The organism is Leptolyngbya sp. CCNP1308, assembly GCF_034932455.1.
Classification (GTDB): Bacteria; Cyanobacteriota; Cyanobacteriia; order Phormidesmidales; family Phormidesmidaceae; genus Nodosilinea.
In genome coordinates this window covers 135,442-157,194 of the sequence record NZ_JAYGIH010000072.1, presented here as the reverse complement: position 1 = coordinate 157,194, position 21,753 = coordinate 135,442, and the positions used below count along the sequence as shown (strand labels likewise).

The following is a 21,753-nucleotide window of genomic DNA, read 5'->3' as shown; positions in this document are numbered from 1 at the left end:
TGCCCTCTAAGCTACCGTTGTAGGCTTTTGTGGCCAATTCGTGACCAACCCGGCGATTTATCCTCAATTCCCCAGGGCGATCGCCCCAAGGGCTCCGGCAGCACCTAAAAGATTCATTTTTTGTGATCCGTTCTATATACTGCCCGTCTAAGCGGCTGAGCCGCTTACCAAAAGAGGTGGTTAAGCCAGTGACGCAGCGGCTGAGGCCCCAGGGGCTCTTGGTACTGAGATGGCAGCAGGGCTTGAAAGGCTGTCTCTAGTTCGGCCAGGGCGGCGTCAATGGCCACTCGCTTGGGTCGAGGTTGGTGGGGCACATGAACTGCCGGGCCAAACCGGAGGGTAATTTGTTTGCGAAAGTAGAGAATTTTGGTGCCGATAATTACTACCGGGTAGATGGGCACCCCTGAACGCATGGCGTAGAGGACGGTGCCACGGCGGAGGGGGTGCATGTGCCCCTCCCGCTCCCCGAGGCGACCTTCGGGAAACAGCATAATGCCGTCGCCTCGGGCCAGCAGAGCCTGCACCGCCTGGTCGATCTGCCGCATTTGCTGAATGGAGCTGCCGTTGGGCACGTGAGCGCGAATTTCGGCGGCCAGCGGTTTCAGGTCATCCTGTCCATGGTCTGCGGCGGCCATTACGGCCATTTCCTCCTTCCACCAACGCTCCAGAGGAATCACGCCCCCGGCCCAGCCAATCAGCCAGCGCTTCCAACGCTTGTTGTAGAGGGTGCGGGCATCGCCCAGGATGTAGTAGTAGGGGGTGGGGGGGCAAAAGGCCAGCAGCAGAAACGGGTCTAAATGGCTCAGATGGTTAGCGGTGAGTACGTTGGGCTCGGTGGGAATATGTTCTGGATTCTCGATGCGCACCTGAAAGCAGGCTTTGATGAAGCGCCGCATCAACCAGCGCCGCATGCGGCCACTGACTCGGCGGTCGGCGGTGCCCTGGGCGATCGCACTCAGCTCAGCCAGGTCTAACTCAATGCACTGGCGCACTGCTGAATTTTGCGATGTGGCCACCCCCTCACGCACCCGAACGATGGCCTCTGGCGTCAATGGAGCGGTCAGCTCAGCGGGCTGGAGGGTGTCGGTCATGGCAGTGGCCTAGATGCGTCCTGACAAAGCCCCAGGACAGAATTGCCATGAGTATGAATTGCCGCCGCCGAGGATGGCTAAAGTTTTCGGTAATTCTTTAAGTTTCCTCAGCGGCCGTGGCAGGCTTTGTATTTTTGGCCGCTACCGCACCAACAGGGATCGCTGCGCTTGGGCTGCACCGGGGGCAGCGCATCACCATCCACATAAAACCAGCGCTGTTTTTGCCGCACAAAGCGCGATCGCTCATGGATCTGACCGGGTCGAGGGTCTTGGTAGTAGGCAATAAACTCGACCACGCCTTTGCTATCAATGGCCAGTCCAGCCTCGGTCGCCATCACTCGCAGCCCCAGCCAGGTGGTAGTCGCCACACTTTGCGCGATCGCCGCCCGCTGCCCTGCGTACCGCTGAGTCGGGTGGTGGGTGGCGATCAGATAGTCAATGTTGCCCTGGTGGTAGGCGGTATAGCGCGATCGCATCAGCGCTTCCGCCGTCGGTGTCGCCTTACCCAATAGATAGGGCTGACAACAATCCCCAAAACTCTCCCCGCTGTGGCAAGGACACCGCTCCGCAGCCCCTATTCCCATACGCTACTCACCCACCGATCCACTCCTCTAACCCCGAGGTCGCGCCGGCAAAACCAGCGTATCGGTCAAACTTGCCCGTTGTTTAGGCAGGGGCTGATAGCCGTTGGCATCGAGCCGCTTAATGCGGTCAAAGAAGGCTTCGTAGAACCGCTCCAGGCAGTCGCAGAACCAGGCCTGGTACTCGGGCCAGCGATCGCGATCGCCCAAATCGACCGCCGCCAGGGTGCTCGCCACCATACAGGCCTGATCGCCCGCACCATCCCAGATCAGGGGCAGGCCCATTTCGTCGGCGATGGCCTCGCGCTCCTCGGCCAGCAGGTGAAAGTGGGGCTGGGCATCAATGCCCGAGAGCAGTAGCTCGGTGTAGAGGCTGCCGTGGTCGCGATCGAGAATGGCGTTGAGGCGAAACCCGGCTCGGGCGATGGCAAAGCCCATGGTGGCCTCCGAAGTGGGCGAACCGGGCTTCACCAGGCTGCCCTGGCGATCCATGCGATCGCACATGCCGCTCCAAAACTCTAAATTTTCCTGCTGTAGGGGCGTTAGCGGCTCCGGCTCCGGCTCCGGCTCCCTGGCAGGGGTTTCCTCAAGATCCTCAGCCTCTGGATCGATCTCGCCGTCTTCCACTGCCCCGCACACCGGAATAAAGTTGGCGGCCATAGCGGTCTTGCCAATCTGCCACAGCTCCACCGTCAGGCCTAAAAACGTGACCTCGCTGCGCTGGTTAAGCCAGTCTAGAGTTAGCGCCACTGATGCCGAAAAATCGGGGGCGACCCAAACCACCTTAGCAGCATGTTCGGCGGCAGCCCAGGCCAACAGCTGGCCCAGATCGCTCAGGTCAGCCCCCGACCGATAAGCCGCTACTAGCACCGGCAACCGGCTCTCGGCCTCAGTTAGCAACACATAGTCAAGTTCCGGGAGAGCCTCGTCCTCCAGCGGGTCTAAGCTCAACCCAGCAGCTTCACCCAGTAATTCCAAGGTTTCTGCCTCAGTGAGCCACTGCTGAAAATCGGCCTGGGTTTGCCAATAGTCGGTGGGGTCGAGTTTTTCCAGTCGTCCCAGCTTGGGTTTGGCAGCTCGCTTAGGCACGGGTAATTCGCTCTGGCAAAGGGCAGTAGTTAATCCTATTATGGCGTGCCGCCGACCCACAACGATGCCCCGTCCTGGAAGCGTTTCACCCTAGCTACCCTCTAGTGCTAGGCCAATCAATAGCTGGCTAGCGCCGCCTGCCACAGGGTGTAGCCCTGAGAACTCAGGTGCAGTCCGTCGGTGGTGAGGTCTGCCCGCAAGAGTCCCTGGCTGTCGCTAAAGATGGAATGTAGGTCAACATAAGTCGCGCCCTGGTGGGTTGCCAGGGCAGCCAGCCGCTGGTTGACTCGCTGAATGCGATCGCTCGACACTTCCCGCAGCCGCGTCGGCAAAATAGAGTACACCACCAACCGCGCCTGGGGGTGCTGCTGCCTCAGACGGGCCACCATTTGATAGTAATTGTCAATTACCTGAGCTTCGGGCACCCCGACCTTGAGGTCATTGATCCCCGCCATCAGGTGAATGGTCTGGGGCCGGGCAGCGGCAAAATAATGCAGCCGCCCCAGCATATGAGCCGTGGTTTCTCCCGAAATGCTCTGGTTTAGCCACAGCTGGTCAGCGGGCAGATCGTCTACCGGCAGCCACAGCGCCAGCGAATCGCCCACCATCACCGTCAGCGGAGCCTCCCCTTGGCGGCGGGCCATAGCGGTTGCCTCAGCAGCCAGCAGTGCTTGCCAGTCGCCGTGGGTGGGAGAGACAAACGCCCGCTGCCACTGATTGATGTAGTCGTAGGGGGCCACCTGGGCGTAGAGCGCTCCCGCCCGAAGGGCAGCGGTGCGAAATTGGTACAGCTGCGCACCGGTAACGGGTCGGGCTCCAATATCCGCCCGAGGAACAGTGGGACGGCGGCTAGGGGTCATCACCTGCTCGGGTCGGGGCCAGCGGACAGCGGCAGCGCCCATTGAGCGAGGCGGTTGAGCTGGGCCAGCCGTTGCCATGTTTCCCCCGCCTGAAAAGCAGACGACCCCATCGGCGAGGTTAGCCGGGGAGCACAGTTCTGGGTCAGCGGAGGACAACAATGTATTGGCCCAGCCGCTCGACGGGAGACTGGCAGCTGTCTCCGCCACCTCAGAGGGGCGTGCTCCACTGCCGAACGCCAGTTGAGCCGCCAATAGCCAAACATCCATCACCACACTTTGCCTCAACATCCCAATTCGTTCTCCAGGCCCAGCCCTCGCCCATCAGGATGAAATGGCGGCGTTCTTTAGCGATCTCGACCCAAGCGTGGGCAAACTAAGCCTCGCCGCGACAGCCGCTGCAGAGAGTTGTCTTAACCCCTTGACAGAGCTGGAACCGCTTCGCGATAATGGAAGACTGTGTTTATGCGCTCGGATCAGGTTCCTAAGGCTAACGCCTCCCGGAGTGGAGCCCCAGCCCTGGGGTCAGTTGGCACCTGTACGGCGGTTATGAGGTAAAAGTAATGACATACGCAATTGTTGAAGCCGGTGGAAAGCAGCTGCGGGTAGAGCCGGGTCGCTTCTACGACATGGATCGCCTAGCCCTAGAGGTAGATGACCAGGTCACCCTAGAGCGGGTGCTGTTCGTCAACAACGATGGCGAATCTCTAGTCGGTCAACCGGTGGTGGAAGGGGCAACTGTGGTAGGCAGCGTAGTCAGCCACCTGCGGGGCCGCAAGATCATCGTCTATAAGATGCAGCCCAAGAAGAAAACCCGTAAAAAGCAGGGCCACCGTCAAGAACTCACCCGAGTGATGATCAACTCCATTGAGATGAATGGCAAGGCGATCGCCAGTGACTCTGCCGCCGCTCAAGAGCCTGCTGCTGAGCAGGCAGCGGTTGAGGCCGAAGTCGAGAGCTAAGCCCTCCCAACTCGCGCTAGATTAAACAGTAGGTAGGTTGAAGGAATACACCCATGGCTCACAAGAAAGGTACAGGTAGTACTCGCAACGGGCGCGACTCAAATGCTAAGCGCCTCGGCGTCAAGCGCTACGGTGGCGAAGCCGTGATCGCTGGCAACATTTTGATTCGCCAGCGGGGCACCAAAATTCACCCCGGCAACAATGTGGGTCGCGGTGGCGATGACACCCTGTTTGCTCTGGTAGACGGCGTAGTTACCTTCGAGCGTCGCGGCAAAAACGGCAAGAAAGTCAGCGTTTATCCCGCTGCGGTGCCCGCTGTAGCTGCCAAATAAATTGCAGCTTTCACTTTCACTGGCGCAACAAAAAAGCTCCTCGGGATCGAGGAGCTTTTTTGTTGGCGGATGCCTAGTCTAGATAGCCCATCAGAATAGACGCCGGAGGATCTAATTCATCGTTGGGGGCAATGGGGCGATCGCCGGGCAGAGTGTGGATGTCGGCGATGTGCAGCGTGCTAACGCCCACCGGACGGTGCCCTGGCAACGTATCAACGGTTGAAATTTCAAAGGTGTTGGCCCCGATGGGACGACCCATGGGGCGCTCGGGGCCGAGGGTGCCGACGATTTCAAAGTTGCTCAGGGCAATGGGACGATGGTTGGGTAGGCTGTCGGTTTCGACCACCCGGGTGTTGTCGGCTAGTACCAGGACGTCGCTATTTTGGGGGCTAGCCTTGACAATGCCGCCGGAAGCTGTGGCACGCTTGGCGCGACCGCCACGGGTCGAGCGGGTAGGTTCTTTCTCGGGGGTATCGGCGCTGCCGTTGCTAGAGTCGTTGGTCGTGGTCATAGGGGTAAAAAGTCCTTATTGCTGCAAACAGCCGCCCCAGGGGCAAAAGGCTGATCTAACTATGAAATGTGATTAATAATTGAGCCTGCCTTGGCGCATGCTGCCAATGGGCAACCCCCGCCACAAACAGAACCATTCCATTAAGTAAATATTATACTTTGATGACTACACCATCGAGTTTACGAAAGATTATTGTCGGCATAAGGGATTTCTACCGGAGATCGCCCCAGATCGCGGGCTTCGACTCCGCTCAGCCAGCGATCCTTATTCCCTAAGCCGGGTCGTTGACTGAGCCTGCCCATGAGCACCCAGGTGACGAAGGAACCCCCGATCATGCAAAACAATGATCTATAATGATTAGGTAGCAATATCGTGGGGCTGTAACGGTTTCGACGTTTTGACGAAAGTCACGCTGTGATACAGGCCGAGAGGGAGTCTACTCTCGCAAATCAAGGCTCAAAACAAACGTAAATGCGAACAACATCGTTCCTTTTGCTCGTAAAGCTGCACCTGTTGCCGCTTAATCTAAACCTAGTTTAGACCTAACCTAGTTAGCGAGCGTTCATAGTTTGACTCCGTTAAGAGCTATGGACAAACCCCAACGGATGCTTCAATGATTCTCCTCTGGTGGATTCATTGACTAAGACTTAGCCAGAGAATCCCGCCGTCCGGGATAAGTGGCGGTTCCGGCCCCGAGGGTTAGAGGGGCTAAGCCTGTGAATGAGTGGTGTGTTAATACTCAGAGCGGACACGGGTTCGACTCCCGTCAGCTCCATTTCCCGTGCCAGGTAGCCTCCCAGTCGTCGCGTTGATAGACCGCTGACGGGGCGAGCTACTCGGCCAACAGTATAAATCTGTGTTCGATTATTAATTATCTTTCCATCTGAGAGACCCAGTGTTGGGTCTCTTTTTTCATCTGCCTATACTGAGAAAGCAGCCCTGGCTGACGGCTGTGTTGCCGTTGCAATAAGTCCTTAAGCGAATGCTAGTCCAGATTCGTCACTATTGATCAAACCTATTTAGAACAATGCAGTTTCCTATCTTGCCTTATCTTTACCAACCGGTTTTCTGTCGCAACTATAAAACCGTTTTGAATCCTTGGCGGTTTTGGTATTTACACCAGGTGCGCTACCTAGAACGCTGCTGGCTGCGGGAGTATCGACCCGAGCGCCACCATAGTTCTTAACGGTAAGTGCTGACTGTCTCGGGTGGGCAAATCATCGGCGCGATCGCTCAGCAAAAGATGTAGGGAATGCGGCCCAAAGAGCCCCCTTGCGTAATTTGGGCTTCCTAGGTTCAGATTGGGTGTATAGGAATTAGCGCTGGCCAGCTAGCTATTGCCGCCTTGCCGCGGTGGGGTCACGGCTACAAGGTTTTGAGGGGTGCAAGAACCGTGAGTGCACCTGGCAGGCACTCAAACACCATGGGGTTGGCTTCTAAAATCTCGCCGTCGATCACTAGCTTTTGCGGTGGGTCGGTGGTAACTTTGATGCGATTGGTGCGCAGGCAGGTGATGTCGTCCCGCTGGGTCGGGTTGCCCCAGGCCGCAGCGGCCATCAGCGAAGCTAGAGCATTGATCCCCTGAAGCCGGGTGGTGCTGGTGGCAATAGTTACCTCTAGCAGACCGTCGTCGGGGATAACTTCGCCCATGCCCTGGGCCAGTACTGAGGTTGGGGGCGCTACGTTGGCGATCGTAATGGCGTTGGTGGTGACAGTCGAGACCTCGCCCTCAATTTCGAGAGTGGCCTCGAAGGGTTCGGCGGCGGCCAGCTGTCGCACCCCCGAGAGCACGTAGGCCAGGTTGCCCAGCTCGTTTTTGAGCTGGCGACTGGCCCCGTCAACCATACCGGCCTCAAACCCCACCCCCGCCAGCAGAATCATGGGCATATCGTTGCAGCGGGCGGCATCGATCACGTGGGTGTTGCCAGCCAAAATCGTTTCGCAGGCGGCACGCAGGTTGGTCGGTATGCCCAGCCCCACCGAAAACGCGTTGGCGGTGCCCCGAGGAATAACCCCGAGGGGAATGCCCGTGCCGATGGTGGCCCCTGCCACCGCCGACACCGTACCGTCGCCGCCGGAGGCAATAATCAAGCTGCGGCCCATGTCGTGCTCATTTTTGGAGTGGATATGTTCAATTACCTCCCGCGCCTGCTCAGCCGGATCCGTATCGGGCTTGGTCATGATCACGTTGACCAAGATCTGGGGCTCAAGCACCTCTTTAATTAGCGCTAGGTCGGCATTGGGGTTGCCCTGCCCCGCCACCGGGTTGAAGATCAGGTAGGCGATTTGGCTTTCGGCGATGCCCCGCAGCAGCAGGGTGGCCGACACGTCGTTGAGGGCAGCGGGAATGCCCTGGATCTGGCAAGCCCGTAGCACTAGGCTAAAGCTGGGAAAGGCGGTGGCGATCGCCTCTGGGTCGGTAAAGAAAATCACTCCGGCCACATCCCCGGCGATAATGTGGCTAGCCAGCTCGATATCGCCCCCCTGGCCAGATTCTCTCAGGGCAATGAGCTCGATATTTTTCAGATCCCAACCCTGTTCAATGCCCTGAGCCATTTCTGCCGGAGCCATAATTTGAAAGTGAGTCAACACCCCCTCATGCTTCGAGAGCCAATCTAGAACAAAGGTAACCTGGGTGGGATGGGCCAGAATAGCGAGGGTGCTGGGCATAGCGGGTCTCAATAGTCTATCTATGCTAGCACTCCCTTTGGACGGTCAGAAAAGCTCAATTCGGGGTTTCTAGGGTAGTCTCGCCGCTGCTGACGGCCAATTGCGCAACGGCGGTTTGCCAACTGCCAATCAGGGCTGGTGACCATTGCCAGTTGAGGGCTAGGGCATTGGGGTTGACCACGGTGGAGTCGAGGGCGAGGGTCTGGGCGAAGTAAGCCTGGGCCTGCTGCTGAAGCTGGGCCTGCTCTGCGTCCACAATGGCAAGCTCGCTGTTTTTGTGGTACGCCAGGGCCAACCCCGCGTAGGCGTTGACCGTGATGGGAACGGTTACCTGAGGGCGACTGGGGTTAATGTCGCGTCGCTGGCGCTGGTCAAGGGCGATCGCCCGCTGCCAAGCCGCTATGGCCTGGTCGTAGTCATTCATGGCCATATGGGCAAACCCCAGCGCCACCCAGGCTTCGAGAAAGTTGGGGCGACCCTCAACGGCCTGGGTCCAAGCGCGCAGGGCATCGCTGGGGGAGGTGTCGGCGGTGCTGCCAGCGACCATTTGCTGCCAGGCCAGTCGCCCTCGCACGTAGGCGAGGTCTGGGTCGAGCAGCTGTGACCCAGGGATGGCGCTCATTGCTGACTCGACGGTGGTCAGTTCGCCGCGATCGAGCAGTTGTTCGAGCAGGGTGCGGGCGGTGTCGTTGCGCCCCAGGGCGATCGCATTCAGCGCCCCCGACAGCAGCGCTGAACTGTTGGCGGAGGAACCCGTGCGATCGCCGCTGGCCAGCGGTAGATCGGCGGGATCGCTCACCGCTGGGCGATTGACCGTAGTTAGGGTGAGGATGGCCAGCCCCAGCACGGCCCCTAGGCCCGCCAGGCCCAGGCTTCCCGCTACCAGAAGCTTAGGGGGCACCGACCAGCGGCGCAGGAGGGGCCAGGTCTGCGGCACCGGGTCAGCCGGGGGCGCATCGGGGGATGGTGCTGGGGGCGGAGGGTATAGAGCCGTAGGCACAGGCTGAGTCTGGGGCAGCAGGCTTTCGGCGGGGTCAGCTAGCAGGGGGCGATCGCCCGAGTCCGCCCCGTCAGCACCATCGCCCGAGGGCTGTTGGGGCTGAGACAACCGCTGCACTAGGCTGATCACGGCGGCATCGGCAGGCTGAGGCGGCTCTAGATCTTGTAGCCAGTCGTAGAGGGGTGGGGCAGCGCGATCGCTGGCGGTATCCTTGGCCTGCTGAGTAAAGACCTCCGCCGCCAGACTGGATATCTCAGGGTCACTGCTGTAATCGGGCAGAATCAGGGCTGACTCAGCCGAGTCGTCATGGCCCAAGCCATTCGTCAGGGTGGCAGAGCGTTCAGGAGCGTAGAGGTAGCCGTCGAAGTCGGGGCGCAGGTAGAGCAGAGGCAGCATCCAGAAGGGCTGGTCTGACCCGTAGGCCGACATCAGCCCCTGGCGTACCCGGCTGAGACACAGGTCGATGGGGTGCCCCTGGTGCAGGTTGCGGTAGAGCAGTTGGGTAAAGGTAAGGGCCACATCGTCGGGAATGCGATCGGCCATAGCGATAACGCCGGGTACCCCCCGGTTGACCAGGGCCTGCACCAGGTTTTGGTCGCGCCAGCCCGCCTGGGCATCGTCGTGGGGAGTGTAGGCCCCGCGGCAGGAGTTAAACACCGCCAGGCGAACGCCATTGTTCACCAGCAGGCCCGCCAGGTCTTCGCCGCTGAGCCGTTCTGTCAGACCCGTTTGCCGATTCACCAAAAACAGATCGCCACCGGTCTCGCCCGCGTCGCTGTGGCCCGCGTAGTGAAGAATTTGGAACTGGCCCTGTTCTAAAGCCTGAACCAGCTCAGGCCGCCCCGGCTGCTCTAAAAGCGTCAGATCAAGGGTGAGGGGGCCGGGGGCGGTCGTCTGAAGATTGTCGATCAGGCTCTGCACCTCTTGGCGCAGGGCTAGGCGCTCCTGATCGCTGGGGGCCGAGATAATCACCAGTAAGCGAATGGGATCGCTGGCGGGAGAGAGGGGCACCATCGCCGCCAGCTCAGTCACGGCCTGGGCCTGGTAATAGCGGCACAGGGTGACATCAAGACCAGTGGCCAGGGGGCGATCGCCGTCGTAAAGCAGTTCCCAGGGCAGGCGCTGCACCCGACTGTCTTTAAAGCCGAGCCGCAGGCGCAGGGGCTGTCGCCGGTTTTGGGCCACTCCCTGGGCGGCGACCCAGCTATCGCGGATCCGGCCCTGAAAAAGCCCCTGATACAGGGTCTGGCCAAGCTGAATCCAGGGGCTGTCGGGGCCGAGGGCCAGGGGGGCGGGCGTGGTCAGCAGAGCCTGTAGAGGATCCTGAAACAACGCCTCGGCCTGGGCAAACCAAGTCTCCAAGGGCCAGGTGACCTGGGCCTCGGCCAGGGGTACCCCAGGGGCCACGTCTTCGATGCGCAGCAGGTAGGCATCTGGCCCCACGGGGGTGATCGAAAGCTGAAATTCTTGGGTCGCGGCCTGGGTCACGGGCGGTAGGGGGTGAGTTTCTTTCACGGTAGCTTGCTGGGTTGGTCTCGGGGATAGGGGCAGCGGGGTTGTTAACAAACTCTGGTTAGATCGCCCGCCCGCTGGAGGGATGGCGCTATGATGGCTTGTCTTTATTTACAGGGCCTCGGTGGCGAATTCCTGGCGTAATTTGGGTGGTTGGGGCAGTGGATTGAGGGGGATATCTGGGGCTGGGGTGATGCGATCGCTCACCCTAGCCACCCTCACGGCTTTGATAGCGGCAACTGCTGGACGGGCAGAAATCATCTCCGTGGAGCTGGATGGATTTGAGGTGCCTCCCCTGGCCGAGGCCGATCAAACCCGGCTCGACGCCCTGCTGGGGGTGCGGCAGATCGAGGTGCTTAGCACCCTGAGCCCCGATGGCTCTACCCTGGTGGTGGCCGTCAGCAGCCGCATCTTTACGGAAGATCGCAGTCTGCATTTTCTCAACCTGCGCACCGGTGCCCTGAGCGAGGCCCTAGCGCTGGAGTATGACCTGGTCAACCCCGATCTTCCCCTGCGCTGGATTAACAACGACACCCTGAGGTTTGTACAGCAGGATCCCTACGGCCCGTGGGAAATCATTACGGTGAACCGGGTGACGGAAATTGCGTCGCGCACCCAGGTCTACCCCACCCAGCCGGAAGATGGGGAGATTTTGGGGATGGCCCCCGACTTTTCTAAGTTTGCCCTGCGGGTCTATGGCGAAGAGGAAGACACCATCTATGTGGTGTTTTTGCCGTCGCTGCGCCGCTTAGAAGTGGCCAAACTGCCCGAAGGGTTACAGATTCAACCGCTGACCTGGTCAGAGAGCGGCGATCAGGTGGCCCTGGTGATGTCGTCGGGGGAAGAACGCCGCCTGTACGATCGCACCCCCAACACCCCCAGCCTGGCCAAGCCAGTGGTGCAAGACGCCCTGGGTCGCCTGGCCCCGGCAGACAACCCCTTTCACCAGCACAGCACCGTGCGGGTGTTTGACTTTACCCAGACTGAGCCGCTGCGCCTGGAGCTGACGGCCCCGGCCTCCGGCGGAGCCCCCTTTGCCGGGGCCAGCCTCAGCCCCGATGGCCAACGACTGCTGCTGAAACGCTATCGGCCCAGCACAGTGGCAGGCCGAGAACACCCCTCCTACGTGTTCCCTGAGTCGGCCTATTTTGAGGTCTATGACCTGGCGGGGACGGTGTTGGACACTATCACAGCCGATGCCCTGCGGGGGCCAACGGAGTCGGGGGGGGAGTTTTTGGGCGACAATCGCCTGCTGTTTTGGGGCACCGAGGGCATCAACCGCCACCTGCATGTCTACGACCTGAGCGATCGCACCCTCACGCCCCTGCCCCTGCCACCAGGATCCGTGGATCCGGCATCGATTGTTGCCAGTGAGAATGGCGATACTGTGGTCTACGGCTTTTCGTCGGTGACGCAGCCGCCAGAGCTATTTGCGCTCGCCACTAATGGCGAGTCGGAGCCGCGATCGCTCACCACTATCAACGAAGCCGTCGCCAGCAGCAATCGGGTGCAGATGGATCCAGTGAGCTTTACAACTGGGCAGGGGAATCGCCAGGGCTTTTTGATTCAGCCAGCGGGCAGCACCTTTCCGCCCCAGGGGGTGCCGATTGTCGTTTGGCAGCAGGGGGGGCCGGGCTTCTCGATGGTGAATGAGTTTGCCACCGAGGTCGAGATGCCGCTGAATCTGCTGCCCAACTTTGGCGTGGCGGTGCTGGTGGTGCCCCTGTCGGGACGCGAGGGGTTTGGCCCCGAGTTTTACCGCGCCCTGGCCGACGACCAAAACTTCGGCCAACTCGACCTCCAGGAGGGAGCCGAGATCGTTCGCCAGATGATTCAGCAGGGATGGACGACCGCTGCCCAGGTGGGGATCACGGGCTGCTCTTACGGAGGCTACTACACGGCCCAGTTCACCAGCCAGTACCCCCGGCTAGCGGCGGCGGCTAACCCCCAGTGCTCGCTGCTCGACACGCTGACCGAGTGGCAGCTGGGCTATTCGTCGCTGCTGTCATACCTGGTGGGGCAAACGCCGATGGAAGCTCCCAACGCCTACCTCCAGGCGTCGCCGCTCTACAATGCCGCATCGATTCGCACCCCCACGCTGCTGTTCCACGGGGCTGAAGACTTTTTGCAGGTCGATGTGGCCCGCAACTTCCACGACGTGATTGACCAAGCGGAGGTACCCGTCACCCTCTACGAGTTTCAGGGAGTGGGGCACAGCCTCTACGGGTCGGGGCATCAGCCCCTGGCAGCGCAGCTGCAAATCGAGTTTTTTCGGCAGTATTTGCAGCCTTAGGCAGATATAGCCATACCGAATTAACCGTCAAGCGCCTGTTTTGAATTAGGCCGTTGTCGCATGCGGGAGGACGCAAATCCGAAGCTAGACACCCAGACTTCAAGGCCAACACCCCGTAGGGGCTGAGCATGCTCAGCCCCTACGGACAAAAACTGCCGCAGCAGGGCCACGACAGTTTAGTTTGGGTTTAGCTTTCCTCTCGCCCCTCAAGGAGGAGTTGTGGGGATGATGGGATGTCTCTAGACGGTCAGGGTTTTGCGCTTGAAGGTGTTGAGACCGGCGTATTGGGCTTTGGCACCGAGTTCTTCTTCGATGCGCAGCAGCTGGTTGTACTTGGAGAGGCGTTCGCCGCGACAGGGGGCACCCGATTTGATTTGGCCGGTCATGGCACCCACCACCAGATCGGCGATGAAGTCGTCGGGGGTTTCGCCCGAGCGGTGGCTGACCATGCAGGTGTAGCCCGCCTCGTGGGACATTTTGATCGCTTCAAGGGTTTCGGTAATCGAGCCGATTTGGTTAACCTTGACCAGGGTCGAGTTGCCGACGCCGTCTTTGATCGCCTGGGCAATGATGGCAGGGTTGGTGACAAAGGCGTCGTCGCCGACCAGCTGAATGCGATCGCCCAGCCGCTGAGTCATGGCCTGCCAGCCCGCCCAGTCTTGCTCACCCAGCCCGTCTTCGATCGACACAATAGGGAACTGGTCAACCCAGCTTTCCCACAGGTCGATCATGTCGGCGGTGGACTTGCGGCTGTTGTCGGACTTGTAGAACAGGTAGCTGCCGTCTTCCTGGTAAAGCTCGCTGACGGCGGGGTCGAGGGCGATCGCAATGTCATCCCCAGGCTTGAGCCCCGCTTTCTCAATGCCTTTGAGAATTACTTCAATCGCTTCCACATTGCTCTTGAGGTTGGGGGCAAAACCGCCCTCGTCGCCAATGGCGGTGCTATAGCCCGCGTCTTTGAGCACCGACTTGAGGGCGTGGTAGACCTCAGCCCCGTAGCGCAGCGCCTCAGAAAATGTGGGGGCACCCACGGGGGCAATCATAAATTCTTGAAAATCGACGCTGTTGTCGGCGTGGGCACCGCCGTTGATGATGTTGAAGCAGGGCACCGGCAGCAGCACCGAGTCGGGGCCACCCAAATGGACGTAGAGGGGAATATCGGCGGCGACCGAGGCCGCCCGCGCCACCGCCATCGACACGCCCAAAATGGCGTTAGCGCCCAGGGTGCCCTTGTTGTCAGTGCCGTCTAGGGCCAGCATTTTGTGGTCTACGGCGGCGAGATCCATCGCATCCATCCCCAGAATGGCCGGGGCAATGGTGTCGTTGACGTTGGCCACGGCCTTGAGCACGCCCTTGCCGCCGTAGACAGCCTTGTCGCCATCTCGCAGCTCTAGGGCTTCGCGAATGCCCGTAGATGCCCCAGAGGGCACGCCAGCCCGACCCTTGGCCCCACCCTCTAGCACCACATCGACCTCAACCGTGGGGTTGCCTCGCGAGTCTAGAATCTGCCTGCCGTAAACCGATGTAATTGCGACCATAACCATTACTCCGTTGGTAATTCCATAGACCGTTGCAGACCCCGCCATTTCGGGCGATCGCGCTGAAGCGCTCAATTATCCTGTAGTATCCTACCGGGTGAAAGCCTTCTTCTAACGTCACTTCGGCCACCGTTTGGGCGATCGGCGCAGCGAGTTATCTAAGAGGGTGTTTGAAAAGTCGGACGGGGCCAAAAATTATGCCAATCGCCTGACCATAATACGAATCATGGCGAGGTAGATGAGGGCTTCCAACGTTTCCGGCAGCCGTTCGTAGTCTCGCACCAAGCGTCGGCACCCTTAACGCCTTCGGCGACGCTACGCAAACAGCCAAAGGTGCGCTCGACCACCCAGCGTTTATCTGCACCCTACACCGGTTGAGCTTTTTTACTCAAGTCCTAACTTTTCAAACACCCTCTCAGGACTATGATCTGCACACTGAAAATGCTGAAGCCATGATCTACGGTGCTTTTTATCCGTCTCATGCTGCGTCGATTGGCTGCTTAAGCTTCACTTTATAAATCAGCTCTAAAGTTTTTGAATGGCTTAATTTAGGGCACGACCAGATAGCTCTACATCTGCTTCAAATGGTGAAGACTAAAGAGCTGATGCTTATCTGTCCACACCTGCACGGGTTGGAACCCGGCTTCCATAGCTAAGAGCTGAAACTCATCGATGGTGTATTTGTAGGAGTGCTCAGTACGCAGGGTTTCACCGGCCTTGAACGCAATTTTTGTATCATCTAGGTGCACGGTTTGGTCGCACAGGCTGGCGATCGCCATCTCGATCCGCCCTGCTTTCTCGTTATAGTGCGCCCGATACTCAAACTGGCTCAGATCAAAGTTAGCTCCCAATTCCCGATTAATTCTCACCAGCACATTCAGGGCAAAGGCGGCAGAAATTCCCTGGGTATCGTCGTAGGCGGGTTCAAGAATAATGGGAGATTTTTTCAGATCGACACCCACAATCAAATCACCCAGCACCGCCACGGTTTTAAGAAAAGCGATCACCTCCGCAGGCTCTAAATTGCCGATAGAAGAGCCGGGGAAAAAGCCAATGGTGGGGCGGTTCTGTAGCTCTGGAATGGCGGCAATGGGCAGGGGCCGAGTATAGTCGGCGCAGACGGCGATCGCATCTAACCCTTCAAAATCGTCCATCAGCGCGGCACAGGCCTCTTGCAGGTGCTGCCGCGAAATATCGACCCCCACGTAGGTCTTCACCTGGGGGGCAGCGCTCAGCAAAATGCGAATCTTTTGGCTGCTGCCGCTGCCTAACTCGACGAGAACGCGATCGCCCAGCGTCGCCGCAATATCCTCGGCATTGTCCCGTAGAATTTGCATCTCAGTGCGGGTCAGGTAGTATTCCGGCAGCCGACAGATGGCGTCAAACAGTTCAGACCCCCGCTTGTCGTAGAGAAACTGGGGAGAAAGCACCTTCTGCGGCTGGCTCAGTCCGCGCAGTACCGCGCTGCGAAAATCTTCCACCGGGGGGTGAAAGTCGTAGAGTTTGACGGGGGAGGGTTTGGTGGGAGAAGTGGGGGGCATGGGGGGGAGTGAGTGGATGAGTGAGTGAGTGGATGAGTGAGTGGGGGGGTGACGCTTTCTGGCACAACATCTACCCATCCGCTCTCTACCCCTTCGCCAGCCGCAGGCCGCTGAACTGCCACCGGGCGCTGGGCGGAAAGAAATTGCGATAGCTGGGGCGAATGTGGCCGGTTGGGGTGACGCAGGAGCCGCCGCGCAACACCATTTGGTTGCACATAAACTTGCCGTTGTATTCTCCCACAGCACCGGGGGCCGGGCGAAAGCCAGGGTAGGGCAGGTAGGCGCTCTGGGTCCATTCCCAAACATCGCCGTAGAGCTGCTGAATTAGCTGGGATTCAGACGCCGGTTGCGGGTGCAGACGGTCGGCAGCAAGGAGGTTGCCTTGGAGGGGAACTCCTGAGGCAGCGACTTCCCACTCGGCTTCGGTGGGCAGTCGGCAGCCGCGCCAGGTGGCAAAGGCATCGGCCTCAAAGTAGCTGAGGTGGCACACAGGCTCCATTAGGTTGACCGGCTGTAGGCCACCGAGGGTAAAGAGCCACCACTGGCCGTCGCGCTGCTCCCAGTAGAGGGGGGCCAGCCAACCTTCGTTCTGCACCATGGCCCAGCCCTCGGCCAGCCAGTGGGCGGCAGTCTGATAGCCCTTGTCAGCGATGAATTCTAGGTACTCGCCGTTGGTGACGAGGCGGTTGGCCAGGGCAAAGTCTTGGAGATAGACCCGGTGGGCTGGGCTTTCGTTGTCGAAGGCAAACCCAGGGGCTTGATGGCCAATGTCGTACAGCCCGCCAGGGAAATCCACAAACTCCAGTGGTATTGGCGATCTGGAAGCTGCTACGGCAACATCTGGACGGTAGGCGGGGCGCAGGGGGTTGATGGCCAGGTTGTATTTGAGGTCGGTGAGCAACAACTCCTGATGCTGCTGTTCGTGGTGCAGACCGAGGGTGGTCAGTTCTGCCACAGCGGGGTGAATGGGGCGATGGCCCTCTCGGGCCGGTCCTTGCCCATCGCGCAGCAGCCGCTCCATCGCCCCATCCACATGGGCGCGATACTGGTAGACCTCTTTCACCGTGGGGCGCGACAGCAGGCCGCGCTGGGGCCGGGGATGGCGATCGCCCACCGCTTCGTAGTACGAGTTAAACAAATAGCCGTAGCCGGGGTGAAAGTCCTGATAGCCCTCTAGGTAGGGGCGCAGCAGAAAAGTCTCAAAAAACCAAGTGGTGTGGGCCAGGTGCCACTTGGGCGGGCTGACATCGGCCATGGCCTGCACACCGTAGTCTTCAATCTCAAGGGGCTGACAGAGGGCTTCGCTGAGGCGGCGTACAGTCCAATAACGGGAGATTGTGTCAGCGTTTGCCAGAGGAATATCTACAGGCGGAGCGAGGGGTGAAGAAAGCGTCATTTTGGGGCTTTTGAGGATATTGCTGGCAATTGTGACAGATAGGGCTCACCGTAAAATGATGATTGCCTTAAATTGCCTAAGACTTTCATTAGAGTGTTCCAGCTAAATTCAGGGCTTGCATGGCGAGAGGCTCTATAGCCCAAGAACTCGGCCTTACGAGAACTTTGTTTTAGTGGAGTACCCCGAGAGTGTTTCCAGCTCAGTGCTTACTCTGGTCGTGCCAGAACCAGTCAAACAGGCTGAGGCCCGCATCCCCAGCTGCAATGCTGAGTAAAATGGAATACTCTGAGAAAGTCTTGTTTTAGCTTGAACCCTAGGTTTGACTCAAACATCTATCTATAGATGAGACATCCCAAATTCTCGGTGCGGGGCAAAACCCCTCCACCAACGGTACGGTTCTACCTACCCAGCCATAAAACCTAGACTGTTAACTTAATCACATGGGTTTCAGGAATGACCGAGCAACTGCATGTAGATAGTCAATAGTGATGTAGACAACAAAACGTTAGGGTTCCACTCCCAATGGGGAACACTAACCCTATCCAGCTCAATCCGATAAACCCAGGCCGCACGCACACTGCTAGCCACGCGAGGTATCCCCTGTGAGCAATTCTTCCGGTAAAGCCCAAGACCTTTTCAACGGCTTCAAAAACTCTTCTGAGCATCCCAGCTCACTCATGCAGTACGTCCACGGCATGAGCCCTGAGACCATCGCCCAGCTCTCCAACCCTGCATCGACCGAAGTGCAGCAGATGATGGAGCACAACATTATCGGCCTGCTCGGCGGGCTGCCCTCCCAGCACTTCGACGTAGAAATTACCACCAACCGCGAGAACCTGGGCCGATTGCTGGCCTCTGCTATGATGAGCGGGTATTTTCTGCGGGGTGCCGAACAGCGCATGGCCTTCGAGGACTCGCTGATGTCGGCTGAATCTGCCCCTGAGATTGAGTGAGCCATAGCATCCCCAATTCCTCCTCTGGTCGTCGCCGCTCTACCGTGCCCGACACCGAAGGTTCCTACACAACAAGCACAACGAGGGTTCTAAACCAGCACCCGTTTTCCCCCAATCCGGCCCAGGCGACTCAGCCCTGGCCGGATTTTCCTGTGGAGGCGTTGCGAAGCGGGCTGTTGGCCTGGTATACCGACCGGGGCCGCGCCCTGCCCTGGCGCAATATCGACAACCCCTACGCCATCTGGGTGTCTGAGATCATGCTCCAGCAGACCCAGGTGAAGACGGTGCTGCCCTACTACCAGCGGTGGCTAGAGCAGTTCCCCACCGTGGAGTCTCTCGCCACCGCCGACCAGCAAACGGTGCTCAAAGCCTGGGAAGGGCTGGGCTACTACAGCCGCGCCCGCAATCTGCACAAAGCCGCTCAGCGCATGATGAGCGACCATCACGGCCAAATTCCCAGAGATTTTGACGCCATCACCGCCCTGCCCGGCATTGGCAAAACCACGGCGGGGGGTATTCTCAGCTCGGCGTTTAACCTGCCCCACGCCATTCTCGACGGCAATGTGAAACGGGTGCTGGCCCGGCTAGTGGCGCTGCCGGTGCCTCCGGCCAGGGCGCTAAAGGATCTGTGGGTTCTTTCGGAGCATCTTCTGGATCCCCAAAATCCCCGCGACTTTAACCAGGCGATCATGGATCTGGGGGCGACGCTGTGTACGCGACGAAATCCGACCTGCGATCGCTGCCCCTGGCAGGCCTACTGCTGTGCCTATAATCGCAATATTCAATCGGAGCTGCCCATGTCAGAAACTAAAGGCCCCCTGCCCCACAAGCAAATCGGCGTCGCTGTGATCTGGAATGAGCAAGACCAAATTCTGATCGATCGCCGCAAGCAGGAGGGGCTCCTGGGCGGGCTGTGGGAGTTCCCCGGCGGCAAAATTGAGCCGGGCGAGACGATTGAGGACTGTATTGCGCGAGAAATTCAGGAAGAACTGGGAATTGAGATTGCGGTGGGCGATCGCCTCTGCACCGTCACCCACGCCTATTCGCACTTTAAAGTCACCCTCAACGTGCACCACTGCACCCATCTGGCGGGCGACCCCCAGCCCATCGAGTGCGACGAGGTGCGCTGGGTCACCCTCGACACCATTGAAGAATTTCCTTTCCCCAAGGCCAATATCCACATCATCAATGCCCTGCGAGCCTACACGGCAGGACAAACGCCGGTGGATGTGGTCGAAATTGCGCCTGCAACGTAAACAAACCGCCATAGTTTACAGACATCGCTCCTTCCCTCGGTTTTGATAGAAAAGATTGTTTGGAGCGCTGCATAGCTATGGGCACTGGGAATCGGGGATGGGGTTGGAATCAATGGGTACAGTGGACAAGTCTCTATCCCCTGGGACGAAGGCTGGTCTTGGGTCTGATGGGGTCAGGGCTAGCGGTTGGCACCATTCCGCCCCTAGCCACCCACGCCGCCGAAGCCGACATCTGGCATCACCTGCCCAACAACACTGCCCTGGTGCTGCTAATCGACACCACCGCCGACACCTGGGGCCAGCTCAGCCAGTACCAACTCTTTAAGCTCTTGGATGAAGAACAGGGACTGACCCCAGCCCTGCCAGGGTTGCCCTACCTGCCCTACGGAATTGACTTCGCCAGCGAAGTGGCCCCCTGGATAGGCGACACTGCTGTGGTAGCGCTGCTGCCGGTGCTGCCTGGGGAGACTACAACCATTGCCGAGGCCTCAATTATGGTGGCCCCAGTCACTGATGCTGAAACCTTTAACGCCTTTCGCGACACTTTTTTTGAGCTACAAGGGGATACCCCTGAGATCACCACTGCTTTGGGCACCGAAATTTACTTTTGGCCCGCCCCCGAGTTTGAAGACTGGTCTGAGCCAGCCATTCCAGAAGCCTGTGGCCCCGCCGAGGCCAACGCCGATGACTGCACTTGGGACGAAGAAGCGGATCCAGAAATCATAGATGAGAGCAGCTTTGAGGCTGAGGACGCCGAGATTGCGCCCCTGAAGGCCCGCCCCACCCAAACGCAAATCCTACGTTTCAATGGAGCCGTAGGGCTTCCCCTTACCGTCAAACCTTTCCACGAGGAGGGGGAAGACCTTGAAGTTGAGGTGCCAGTACCCCTGCCAGAGTTTGGCCCTAGCGGCCTGGCCGTAGCCTTTTTGCCCGACGCTCTGATCACGGCAGAAAACCCCGCCGCCATTGAGCAATACCTGCGCCTGCGCCAGGATAGAGCCGCGCCATCCCTAATAGATAGCCAAGAGTTTCAGCGCACCCTAGCCAATCGCCAGCGCACCCAAGCTCTCTTTGCCGTCTACGGCAACGCCCTGGAATTACTAAACTACGACCTCCCGACCACGGATCTGCCCGCCGCCGAGCTGCCGCTGCCTTTTCCCTTACCCTCCGCCAGCCTAGATGACGAGACGCTGCAAAGCCTGCGATCGCTCAACTTTGGCGGCACCTTAGAGGCGCTGGTGTATCCCCTAGAAACCGGCATGCAGGTTCGGGGCCGCTACTACTACGATGCAGTGCCCTTTACCTTTGGCCTCACCCCCACCGTGGCCAACGCCGACAGCCCCCTAGAGCTGCTGCCTGCCTCGACCTTTGTAGTCACGAGTGGCCGCAACATCGCGGGGTTTTGGCGCACTGTAGCCAGAATTTTAGACCAGGCCAGCGATTTTACCCGCGACGGGTTAGCCACGGTGCGCGCTGGGTTCACCCTCTTCACCGGGCTCGATCTCGACGACGATGTCTTCGGCTGGATGGATGGGGAATATGCGATCGCCGCCTTCCCGGTCGAGGGTGGCCCTTTGCAGTATGTGGGGCTAGGGCTACTGCTACAGACGAGCGATCGCCCCACCGCCGACCGTACCCTGGCTGCCGTGGATGACCTGCTGCCCAGCGTCGGCTTGGCCGTCAATCCTAGAACCGTCAACCAACAGCCCGCCACCAGCTGGGAGCTATTTTCTAGCTTTAACGGTGACTTTGTGCCCGACCTCAGCGTGGGCAGCCACGGCTGGGTCACCGACGATACCCTGGCAATTACCTCCGGCGCGGTGCCCATGGCCAGTGTGTTGGCCCCCTCGCCCCACGATCCTCTGGCCGATTTTTTCTTGTTTGACCAGGCGACGGCGACCTTTCCTAACCCTAATGATGGCTACTTTTATGTGAATGTGGGCGCTACCCTAGCCCTGGCCTACGAGGTATTTGGCTTCCACGACGACCCCAGTTTTGATGTCGCCAAACCCTACCTCGGCAGCCTGCGCAGCCTTAGCGCCACCACCGCCCTCACCCCCAACCACATGGAGCTTCAGAGCCAGCTCGGCCTCGCCCCCCGCAGAGATTAGGTGGCAATAACGCGGCTTTAAAGCCGCATTTACTACCTTCCCCTTTAAAATGAAGGCCAT

At 59.3% G+C, this 21,753-nt stretch carries 16 protein-coding genes, 1 other RNA gene and 1 pseudogene; 7 read left to right on the top strand and 11 right to left on the bottom strand.

Annotated features, from left to right (window positions below):
- Positions 1 to 164 precede the first annotated feature (164 nt).
- The 4 genes from VB780_RS14960 to VB780_RS14945 all read right to left on the bottom strand — a co-directional run bounded on the left by VB780_RS14960 (position 165) and on the right by VB780_RS14945 (position 3,909).
- The gene (locus VB780_RS14960; RefSeq protein ID WP_323351961.1) at positions 165 to 1,091 is read right to left on the bottom strand and encodes a lysophospholipid acyltransferase family protein; all 927 of its coding nucleotides are present in this window, start codon (positions 1,089 to 1,091) and stop codon (positions 165 to 167) included.
- Positions 1,092 to 1,198: 107 nt separating this feature from the next.
- The gene (locus VB780_RS14955; RefSeq protein ID WP_323351960.1) at positions 1,199 to 1,675 is read right to left on the bottom strand and encodes a YchJ family protein; all 477 of its coding nucleotides are present in this window, start codon (positions 1,673 to 1,675) and stop codon (positions 1,199 to 1,201) included.
- A 27-nt stretch (positions 1,676 to 1,702) separates the two neighbouring features.
- Entirely contained in the window at positions 1,703 to 2,761 is a 1,059-nt protein-coding gene (locus tag VB780_RS14950) for a DUF4268 domain-containing protein (RefSeq protein WP_323351959.1), read from the bottom strand.
- A 116-nt stretch (positions 2,762 to 2,877) separates the two neighbouring features.
- Positions 2,878 to 3,909: a GDSL-type esterase/lipase family protein gene (locus tag VB780_RS14945; RefSeq protein WP_323351958.1), complete on the bottom strand. Its 1,032-nt coding sequence runs from the start codon at positions 3,907 to 3,909 to the stop codon at positions 2,878 to 2,880.
- A gap of 272 nt (positions 3,910 to 4,181) precedes the next feature.
- Here VB780_RS14945 and rplU point away from each other — a divergent pair, with 272 nt between their 5' ends.
- On the top strand, positions 4,182 to 4,580 hold the full coding sequence (rplU, locus tag VB780_RS14940) for a 50S ribosomal protein L21 (RefSeq protein ID WP_323351957.1): 399 nt from the start codon (positions 4,182 to 4,184) through the stop codon (positions 4,578 to 4,580).
- A 53-nt stretch (positions 4,581 to 4,633) separates the two neighbouring features.
- Positions 4,634 to 4,912: a 50S ribosomal protein L27 gene (gene rpmA, locus VB780_RS14935; RefSeq protein ID WP_323351956.1), complete on the top strand. Its 279-nt coding sequence runs from the start codon at positions 4,634 to 4,636 to the stop codon at positions 4,910 to 4,912.
- A gap of 73 nt (positions 4,913 to 4,985) precedes the next feature.
- On the opposite strand, the gene VB780_RS14930 is transcribed toward rpmA, so the two are convergent.
- Positions 4,986 to 5,423, bottom strand: a complete 438-nt coding sequence (locus tag VB780_RS14930; protein ID WP_323351955.1) for a hypothetical protein — start codon at positions 5,421 to 5,423, stop codon at positions 4,986 to 4,988.
- A gap of 374 nt (positions 5,424 to 5,797) precedes the next feature.
- Here VB780_RS14930 and ssrA point away from each other — a divergent pair.
- Positions 5,798 to 6,201, top strand: a transfer-messenger RNA (tmRNA) gene (ssrA, locus tag VB780_RS14925).
- A 587-nt stretch (positions 6,202 to 6,788) separates the two neighbouring features.
- On the opposite strand, the gene VB780_RS14920 is transcribed toward ssrA, so the two are convergent.
- Both VB780_RS14920 and VB780_RS14915 read right to left on the bottom strand, forming a co-directional pair.
- Positions 6,789 to 8,093, bottom strand: a complete 1,305-nt coding sequence (locus tag VB780_RS14920) for a YegS/Rv2252/BmrU family lipid kinase (protein ID WP_323351954.1) — start codon at positions 8,091 to 8,093, stop codon at positions 6,789 to 6,791.
- A 55-nt stretch (positions 8,094 to 8,148) separates the two neighbouring features.
- The gene (locus tag VB780_RS14915; protein ID WP_323351953.1) at positions 8,149 to 10,581 is read right to left on the bottom strand and encodes a CHAT domain-containing protein; all 2,433 of its coding nucleotides are present in this window, start codon (positions 10,579 to 10,581) and stop codon (positions 8,149 to 8,151) included.
- A gap of 148 nt (positions 10,582 to 10,729) precedes the next feature.
- Between VB780_RS14915 and VB780_RS14910 the strand changes: the two genes are divergently transcribed.
- Positions 10,730 to 12,898: an alpha/beta hydrolase family protein gene (locus VB780_RS14910; RefSeq protein ID WP_323351952.1), complete on the top strand. Its 2,169-nt coding sequence runs from the start codon at positions 10,730 to 10,732 to the stop codon at positions 12,896 to 12,898.
- A gap of 239 nt (positions 12,899 to 13,137) precedes the next feature.
- Here VB780_RS14910 and eno read toward each other — a convergent pair whose 3' ends face one another.
- From eno to egtB, 4 genes and pseudogenes are all read right to left on the bottom strand, one after another.
- Entirely contained in the window at positions 13,138 to 14,436 is a 1,299-nt protein-coding gene (eno, locus tag VB780_RS14905; RefSeq protein WP_323351951.1) for a phosphopyruvate hydratase, read from the bottom strand.
- A gap of 195 nt (positions 14,437 to 14,631) precedes the next feature.
- Positions 14,632 to 14,792: pseudogene (locus tag VB780_RS14900) on the bottom strand (transposase); the annotation flags it as partial.
- Positions 14,793 to 15,005: 213 nt separating this feature from the next.
- Positions 15,006 to 15,977, bottom strand: coding sequence for an L-histidine N(alpha)-methyltransferase (gene egtD / locus VB780_RS14895; RefSeq protein ID WP_323351950.1), 972 nt, complete (start codon positions 15,975 to 15,977; stop codon positions 15,006 to 15,008).
- Between the two features lie 85 nt (positions 15,978 to 16,062).
- Entirely contained in the window at positions 16,063 to 17,373 is a 1,311-nt protein-coding gene (gene egtB / locus VB780_RS14890; protein WP_323351949.1) for an ergothioneine biosynthesis protein EgtB, read from the bottom strand.
- A 602-nt stretch (positions 17,374 to 17,975) separates the two neighbouring features.
- Here egtB and VB780_RS14885 point away from each other — a divergent pair.
- The 3 genes from VB780_RS14885 to VB780_RS14875 all read left to right on the top strand — a co-directional run bounded on the left by VB780_RS14885 (position 17,976) and on the right by VB780_RS14875 (position 21,693).
- On the top strand, positions 17,976 to 18,326 hold the full coding sequence (locus VB780_RS14885) for a DUF760 domain-containing protein (RefSeq protein ID WP_323351948.1): 351 nt from the start codon (positions 17,976 to 17,978) through the stop codon (positions 18,324 to 18,326).
- Entirely contained in the window at positions 18,323 to 19,582 is a 1,260-nt protein-coding gene (gene mutY, locus VB780_RS14880) for an A/G-specific adenine glycosylase (RefSeq protein ID WP_323351947.1), read from the top strand. The genes VB780_RS14885 and mutY overlap by 4 nt, the downstream gene beginning before the upstream one ends.
- Before the next feature lie 77 nt (positions 19,583 to 19,659).
- A complete protein-coding gene (locus VB780_RS14875; protein WP_323351946.1) occupies positions 19,660 to 21,693 on the top strand; it encodes a DUF3352 domain-containing protein in 2,034 nt (677 codons plus the stop codon).
- Positions 21,694 to 21,753: the final 60 nt, after the last annotated feature.

Coding starts and splice junctions, on each gene's coding strand:
- rplU (WP_323351957.1), top strand. CDS start 4,182: ATGACATACGCAATTGTTGAAGCCGGTGGAAAGCAGCTGCGGGTAGAG.
- VB780_RS14955 (WP_323351960.1), bottom strand. CDS start 1,675: ATGGGAATAGGGGCTGCGGAGCGGTGTCCTTGCCACAGCGGGGAGAGT.
- eno (WP_323351951.1), bottom strand. CDS start 14,436: ATGGTCGCAATTACATCGGTTTACGGCAGGCAGATTCTAGACTCGCGA.
- egtB (WP_323351949.1), bottom strand. CDS start 17,373: ATGACGCTTTCTTCACCCCTCGCTCCGCCTGTAGATATTCCTCTGGCA.
- VB780_RS14945 (WP_323351958.1), bottom strand. CDS start 3,909: ATGTTGAGGCAAAGTGTGGTGATGGATGTTTGGCTATTGGCGGCTCAA.
- rpmA (WP_323351956.1), top strand. CDS start 4,634: ATGGCTCACAAGAAAGGTACAGGTAGTACTCGCAACGGGCGCGACTCA.
- egtD (WP_323351950.1), bottom strand. CDS start 15,977: ATGCCCCCCACTTCTCCCACCAAACCCTCCCCCGTCAAACTCTACGAC.
- VB780_RS14930 (WP_323351955.1), bottom strand. CDS start 5,423: ATGACCACGACCAACGACTCTAGCAACGGCAGCGCCGATACCCCCGAG.
- VB780_RS14920 (WP_323351954.1), bottom strand. CDS start 8,093: ATGCCCAGCACCCTCGCTATTCTGGCCCATCCCACCCAGGTTACCTTT.
- VB780_RS14875 (WP_323351946.1), top strand. CDS start 19,660: ATGGGCACTGGGAATCGGGGATGGGGTTGGAATCAATGGGTACAGTGG.
- VB780_RS14960 (WP_323351961.1), bottom strand. CDS start 1,091: ATGACCGACACCCTCCAGCCCGCTGAGCTGACCGCTCCATTGACGCCA.